The organism is Variovorax sp. 20P10.2.4 (assembly GCF_058244205.1).
The window spans coordinates 1-6874 of the sequence record NZ_JBZAYE010000402.1 but is presented as its reverse complement, the minus strand read 5'-3'; the positions used below and the strand labels follow the sequence as shown (position 1 = coordinate 6874).

At 69.8% G+C, this 6874-nt stretch carries 7 protein-coding genes; 6 read left to right on the top strand and 1 reads right to left on the bottom strand.

Features of this window, described 5'->3' with window-relative positions:
• The first annotated feature begins 129 nt into the window (after window positions 1–129).
• From AC27VN_RS28340 to AC27VN_RS28315, 6 genes are all read left to right on the top strand, one after another.
• On the top strand, window positions 130–864 hold the full coding sequence (locus AC27VN_RS28340; protein ID WP_093345656.1) for a ribonuclease activity regulator RraA: 735 nt from the start codon (window positions 130–132) through the stop codon (window positions 862–864).
• A 7-nt stretch (window positions 865–871) separates the two neighbouring features.
• A complete protein-coding gene (locus AC27VN_RS28335) occupies window positions 872–1963 on the top strand; it encodes an ABC transporter ATP-binding protein (RefSeq protein ID WP_490878691.1) in 1092 nt (363 codons plus the stop codon).
• A gap of 172 nt (window positions 1964–2135) precedes the next feature.
• Window positions 2136–2492, top strand: a complete 357-nt coding sequence (locus AC27VN_RS28330; RefSeq protein ID WP_490878690.1) for a hypothetical protein — start codon at window positions 2136–2138, stop codon at window positions 2490–2492.
• A 313-nt stretch (window positions 2493–2805) separates the two neighbouring features.
• Window positions 2806–4239 (top strand): aminotransferase, encoded by a 1434-nt coding sequence (locus tag AC27VN_RS28325; RefSeq protein ID WP_490878689.1) that lies wholly within the window; start codon window positions 2806–2808, stop codon window positions 4237–4239.
• On the top strand, window positions 4236–5324 hold the full coding sequence (locus tag AC27VN_RS28320) for an ABC transporter ATP-binding protein (protein WP_281081662.1): 1089 nt from the start codon (window positions 4236–4238) through the stop codon (window positions 5322–5324). Before AC27VN_RS28325 ends, AC27VN_RS28320 begins: the two co-directional genes overlap by 4 nt.
• 9 nt (window positions 5325–5333) lie before the next feature.
• Entirely contained in the window at window positions 5334–6029 is a 696-nt protein-coding gene (locus tag AC27VN_RS28315) for a GntR family transcriptional regulator (RefSeq protein WP_057590058.1), read from the top strand.
• Between the two features lie 13 nt (window positions 6030–6042).
• Here AC27VN_RS28315 and AC27VN_RS28310 read toward each other — a convergent pair.
• Window positions 6043–6874 (bottom strand): histone deacetylase family protein (locus tag AC27VN_RS28310; RefSeq protein ID WP_490878688.1); only part of this gene is annotated, 832 nt, incomplete at its 5' end.

Genomic DNA, 6874 nt, shown 5'->3' with positions numbered 1-6874 from the left:
GCGCTGCTGCGCACCCTGCTCGCGCACCCGCAGCTGCAGCAGGCGCGCGAGCGCAACCGACTCGCCTTCGCGCAGCCGATCGGCGCCGCCTGATCCACCGCACAGATCCACTTTTCCAGGCCTTCATCCATGACCACCTCCACGACCCCGACCCTCAGCCCCGAGCGCGCGGCGCAACTGCGCGGCATCAGCATCGCCACCCTGTCGACCGCGCTGTTCAAGCGCGGCCTGCGCAATGCCGTGGTGCAGGGCGCGCTGCCGCTCAACCGGCGCGCCGCGCGCATGGTGGGCCTGGCGACCACGCTGCGCTACATCCCGGCGCGCGAGGACCTCGACCACCTGGGCGTGTTCGCCGACCGCGAGAACGCCCAGCGCAAGGTGGTCGAGACCATTCCGCCCGGCCACGTGCTGATGATCGACAGCCGCGGCGATGCCAGCGCGGCCTCGGCCGGCGCCATCCTGATCACGCGCATGCTGCGGCGCGGCGCCGCGGGCGCGGTCACCGACGGCGGTTTTCGCGACACGCCCGAGCTGCGCGAGCTCGACTTCCCGGTGTACTGCCGCCAGCCGGCCGCGCCGACCAACCTCACCAAGCACCATGCGATGGACATCGACGTGCCCATCGGCTGCGGCGGCGTGCCGGTCTACCCGGGCGACGTCATCGTGGGCGACGCCGAGGGCGTGATCGTGATCCCGCCGCACCTGGTCGACGAGGTGGCCGAGGAGGCCGCGCAGATGACCGAGTTCGAGGACTACGTCACGCGCCAGGTCGACCAGGGCGCGTCCACCTTCGGCCTCTATCCGCCCTCGGACGAGAGCCGCCGCGCCTACGAGGCATGGCGCGCAGCGCAAGCGAAGGCCTGAGCGCGCCATGGCAGCGATCCAGATCGACAAGGTCAGCAAGTCCTTCGGGGACACGGCCGTCATCAAGGAGGTCAGCATCCCGATGGCCGACGGCGAGTTCGTGGTGCTGGTCGGGCCCTCGGGCTGCGGCAAGTCGACCCTGCTGCGCATGATCTCGGGGCTCGAGCGCGTGAGCGCGGGCGAGATCCGGATCGGCGAGCGGCTGGTGAACCACCTGCCGGCCAAGGAGCGCGACATCGCGATGGTGTTCCAGAACTACGCGCTCTACCCGCACATGACGGTGGCCGACAACATGGCCTTCGCGATGAAGATGCGCAACGAGCCCAAGGCCGAGATCGAGCGCCGGCTGGCCAACGCGGCCGCGATCCTCGGGCTCGAGCCGCTGATGCAGCGCTTTCCGAAACAGCTCTCGGGCGGCCAGCGCCAGCGCGTGGCCATGGGCCGTGCCATCGTGCGCGATCCGCAGGTGTTCCTGTTCGACGAGCCGCTGTCGAACCTCGACGCCAAGCTGCGCGTGCAGATGCGCGCCGAGATCAAGGCGCTGCACCGCCGGCTCGGCACCACCATGGTCTACGTCACGCACGACCAGATCGAGGCCATGACCATGGCCGACCGCATCGTGGTGATGCGCGACGGCGTGGTCGAGCAGATGGGCGAGGCGCTCGAGCTCTACGACCGGCCGCGCAACGTCTTCGTGGCCGGGTTCATCGGCTCGCCGGCCATGAACTTCGTGCCGGGCCGTGTCGAGTCGCCCGACGGCGGCGCGCCGGTGCTGCGCACCCCCGAAGGCCTGGTGCTGGCGCTGCCCGGGGCGGCACGGCGCTGGGCCGGCCAGGACTGCACTTACGGCGTGCGGCCCGAGGACATCGCGCTGGGCGGCGGCGTTCCGGGCGAGCGCTCGGCCGTGGTGCGGTCGATCGAGCCGACCGGGCCCGAGACCCACGTGGTGCTCGGCATCGGCGAGACGCTGCGGCTCAACTGCGTGCTGCGCGAGCGCACCCAGGCCCGGGTCGACGACCGGATCGGCTTCCTGCCCGACGTGCGCAAGGTCCATTTGTTCGACACGCGAACGGGACTGAGACTGCCTGTAGACGCCTGAACCCGGGCATCCGACCGCCCTTCGGGGCTGCCGGCGTTACGGGCGTTACGTTCCCTCGGGAACAAACGAAACGTGACACGGAACAAAAATGTGTCAAAAAGTGAGGAAAACTGCACAGCCTTGAAGGCAGGTTTCGTCGGCGGCCCTTGTGCCTCCGCCGGGCCTGCCTAGCATGCAGTTAATGATTTTTAACAATTTCATCGCCGAGATCTTTCCGGGTGTGGAGACCGCCCAGATCCGCGTCCATTGGCGCTGGGATGTGCGCCACCACGAGGACGACGAGCACCACGATGGCGGCATGTGGGTGCCGGCCACGGCCGCGGCCCGGCGCGAGGCCCGCATCGTGTGCGAGGTGCAGAACGCGGTCTACGGCGTGGGTTCGCACTGGATCGAGGAGCGCGACCGCCCGACCTTCGCACTGCCGCGGCCCCACCTGCGCCGCGCCTTCTCCGCGCGCGAGCTGATGATGTCCAAGTGCTCCCCATTTTCCGTGGGCAACTTTGTGGATAACTCAGGTACTGCGTTGTAAAAGCGATCTAACTCGTTGTTTTCAAAGGGGAAACAATAGTCTGCTTAAAGTTTGTGCGGTGCACAGCTTTGTCCGGCAGCTTCCTGGCGCCATCTTTTCCCTGACCAACGCCCTCCACCGCTGAGGGCGCGAGCGCCGAGCCCCTTCATCCTTTGGTATTCCCTCCGCCCGGTCATCTTCGGCCCGGCCGCGCTGCGCATGGGCCTTCGCGTGCCCGCCGCCCCCTTCCATTCAGCGTTTTCGCGCCGCCAGCCATCGGCTTGCACCGCTTCGATTCGTCATATAGGATATATCCTGCATCCAAACCCAGACCATGACCGACATCGAAACCCTCTCCCCGGACACGGCGCGCCACAGCGCCGTCGGCAAGGCCGACACGGCACACCACCTGCATTCCCAGACCAACCTCCAGACCCATCGCAGCCGCGGCCCGCTCGTGATGGTGCGCGGCGAAGGCGCCTACGTGTTCGACGAGCACGGCCAGCGCTACCTCGAGGGCATGGCCGGCCTGTGGTGCGCCTCGCTGGGTTTCTCCGAGTCGCGGCTGGTGGACGCCGCGCTGCGCCAGATGCGCCGGCTGCCCTACTACCACACCTTCAACCACCGCTCGACCGATGTCGCCTCGCTGCTCGCGGCCAAGGTGGCGGCGCTGGCGCCGATGCGCGATGCGCGCGTGTTCTTCGCCACCTCGGGCTCGGAAGCCAACGACAGCATGGTGAAGCTGGCCTGGAACTTCCACATCGCGCGCGGCGAGCCGGCGCGCCGCAAGATCCTGGCGCGCCAACGGGGCTTCCATGGTTCGACGGTGATGGGCGCGAGCCTTTCGGGCTTGCCGAACATGCATGCCGCCTTCGGCCTGCCGATCCCCGGCATCGTGCGGCTCGAATGCCCCTCGGCCTACCGCCACGCCCTGCCCGGCGAGAGTGACGCGGCCTTCGTCGACCGCCTGGTGGCCGACCTGGAACACACCATCGAGCGCGAGGGCGCCGGCACCATCGCGGCCTTCATCGCCGAGCCGATCATCGGCGCCGGCGGCGTGCTGGTGCCGCCCGAGGGCTACTTCCCGCGCGTGCAGGCGGTGCTGCGGCGCCACGGCATCCTGATGCTGTCCGACGAGATCATCTGCGGCTTCGGCCGCACCGGCGAATGGTTCGGCGCGCAGTCCTTCGGCTTCGAGCCCGACATGATGGCCTGCGCCAAGGGGCTGTCGGCCGGCTACGCGCCGATCTCCTGCGTGGTGGTGGCGCCTCGGGTGTACGAGGTCATCGAGGCCGAGAGCGGCCGCACCGGCGGCTTCGGCCACGGCTTCACCTACTCCGGCCATCCGCTGGGCGCGGCCGTGGCGCTCGAGGCGCTGTCGATCTATGAGCAGATGGACCTGCCGGCCCATGCCCGGCGCCTTGGCGAGCGGCTGCACGCGAGCCTGGCGCCGCTGGCCGCGCATCCGCTGGTCGGAGAGATCCGCGGCAAGGGCTTCATCGCGGGCATCGAGCTGGTGCGCAACCGCGACACGCGCGAGGCCTTCGATCCCGCGCAGGGCGTGGGCGCCCAGGTCGAGCAGGCCACGCGCGAGCGCGGGCTGATCGTGCGCAACATGGGCGACGTGATCGCGCTGAGCCCGCCCTACGTGCTCGACGAGGCCCAGGTCGAATGGATGGCGCGCACCCTCGGCGCCGCGCTCGACCAGGTGGCCGCGCGCGATCCCTGGAAGGCACCCGCCGCCGCACCGCGAAAGGAAGCAGCGTGAACACCACGGCCGAACGACCGCTGATCGAGCTGATCGGCGTCCAGAAGAGCTACGACGGCGAGCACCTCGTCATCCCCGACCTGAACCTGGCGATCCGCCGCGGCGAATTCCTCACCCTGCTGGGCGCCTCGGGCTCGGGCAAGACCACCACGCTGATGATGCTGGCCGGCTTCGAGAACCCGACGCGCGGACGCATCCTCATGGACGGCCGGCCGATCCAGGACGTGCCGCCGCACAAGCGCGGCATCGGCATGGTGTTCCAGAACTACGCCCTGTTCCCCCACATGAGCGTGGCGCAGAACCTGGCCTATCCGCTGAGGATGCGCGGCATCTCGGGGCAGGCGCTGCGCGACAAGGTCGACCGCGCGATGCAGCTGGTGCGGCTCGCGGGCATGGCCGAGCGCAAGCCGGGCCAGCTCTCGGGCGGCCAGCAGCAGCGCGTGGCGCTGGCGCGCGCGCTGGTGTTCGACCCCGAGCTGGTGCTGATGGACGAGCCGCTCGGCGCGCTCGACAAGAACCTGCGCGAGCACATGCAGTACGAGATCAAGCAGATCCACCGCGAGCTGGGCGTGACGGTGGTCTACGTCACGCACGACCAGGGCGAGGCCCTGACGATGTCCGACCGGGTCGCGGTCTTCCACGACGGCCGCATCGAGCAGCTGGCGCCGCCGCGCACCATCTACGACGCGCCCGCCACCGACTACATCGCCACCTTCATCGGCGAGAACAACCGGCTCGACGGCACGATCGAGGCCGCGGGCGTGCTGCAGCTGCGCGACGGCCTGCGGATCCCGCTGCCCGAGGCCGGCCAGGGGCAGGCAGCGCATCCGGCGGGCGCGGGCTGCGCGCTGGTGCGGCCCGAGTGCGTGCGGCTGGCCGACGGCCAGGGCGTGCAGGTCAGCGCCGAGGTGGTCGACCTGGTCTACCTGGGCGACCACACGCGGCTGATCGCGCGGCTGCGCAACGGCGACCAGATCGTGGCCAAGCTCGGCCACGGCACGCTGCCCAGCGATACCGTGGTGGGCGCGGACGTCGCTCTGGGATGGCAATCCCGCGATATGCTCGTTTTCGCGCGACCCGCCTGAAAAGAACCCGTGAAACCCAAGATCAAACCCATCGACAAGACCAACCTCGCCGCGCGCGTGTACTCGGAGATGCGCGAATCGCTGATCGCCGGGCGCTTCATGCCCAGCGACCGGATCCGCATCAGCGAGGCGGCGCAGATGTTCGGCACCAGCGACACGCCGGTGCGCGAGGCGCTGCTGCGGCTGGTCAGCGAGCATGCGCTCGAGATGGAAACGGCCAAGCAGATCATCGTGCCGCCGCTGAGCCTGGAGCGCTACATCGAGATCCGCACGGTGCGCGTGGCGCTCGAGAGCGCGGCGGTCGAGCAGGCCGCGCTCAAGGTCAGCGACAAGGACGTGGCGGAGCTGGTGCGGATCAACAAGAAATTTGCGCAGGCCGAGGCGGCGCACCATCCCGAGAACCAGCTGCGCTACAACCGCGAGTTCCATTTCGGCGTCTACGAGCACTGCGGCCTGCCGCGGCTCTTGTCGATGATCGAGAACATGTGGGCCTCGATGGGCCCGATCCTGCGCGCCTTCTACGAGAAGTCCGACGGTTCGTACGACCAGGGCTATGGCCAGCACGATGCGCTGCTCGACGCGCTCGCGCGCCGCGACCCGGCCGCCGCCGTGACGGCCATCCGGGCCGACCTGATGTCGGCCGGGCCGAGCATCGAGCGCTTCCTCAAGGAATACGAGCAGAGCCTCGAAGCCGCCGAGGCCTGATCGGCCCGCGCGCTCAGCGCCAGGCGTCGAGGAACGCCACCAGCGACGCTCCGACCACCGCGGGGTTGTAGCCGCCTTCCTGCACCAGCACCGTCGGCAGCCCCAGCGATGCCACCTGCCGGCCCATGCCGGCGAAGCCCACCTCGGTGAGCCGCAGTCCCGCGGCCGGGTCCGACACATGGGCATCGAGGCCCAGCGACACCACCAGCGCCTCGGGCTCGAAGCGCTCGATGCGCTCGAGCGCGGGCCGGAGCTGCCGCAGGTAGTCCGCGTCGCCCGTGCCCGCGGGCAGCGGCAGGTTCAGCGTGAAGCCCTCGCCCTCTCCTTCGCCGCGCTCGTCGGCATGGCCCGCGAAGAACGGGTGGTAGTCGACAGGGTCGCGATGCAGCGAGACGAAGAGCACGTCGGCGCGGCGCCAGAAAATGTCCTGCGTGCCGTTGCCATGGTGCACGTCGAGGTCGAGCACCGCGACGCGCGCGAAGCGCTGGCGCAGATGTTCGGCGGCGATCGCGGCATTGTTGAGGTAGGTGCCGCCGCCGGCCATGTCGGCATAGGCATGGTGGCCGGGCGGCCGGCACAGCGCATAGGCGCAGCGCGCGCCACGCAGCACGCGCTCGGCGGCCTCGACGGCCAGGTCCGCGGCGGCGCGCGCAGCCTCCCAGGTCGTGGGCCCGATCGGAGCCAGCTGGTCGTGGAAGTGGAAGGACGCGCGGCCCTCGACCGAGCGCGGATAGCCGCCGCCGTGGCGGCGCATCGCGAACACGTTGGCATGCACCTCGGCCGAGGCACCCGGCAGCGTCGACCACTCGGCATGCGCGGTGGCGAGAAAGTCGAGGTAGCGCGCA

Bases quoted from the DNA above. Each gene is read 5' to 3' on its own strand.
- AC27VN_RS28340 (WP_093345656.1), top strand. From the start codon at position 130: ATGACCACCTCCACGACCCCGACCCTCAGCCCCGAGCGCGCGGCGCAA.
- AC27VN_RS28335 (WP_490878691.1), top strand. From the start codon at position 872: ATGGCAGCGATCCAGATCGACAAGGTCAGCAAGTCCTTCGGGGACACG.
- AC27VN_RS28330 (WP_490878690.1), top strand. From the start codon at position 2,136: ATGCAGTTAATGATTTTTAACAATTTCATCGCCGAGATCTTTCCGGGT.
- AC27VN_RS28325 (WP_490878689.1), top strand. From the start codon at position 2,806: ATGACCGACATCGAAACCCTCTCCCCGGACACGGCGCGCCACAGCGCC.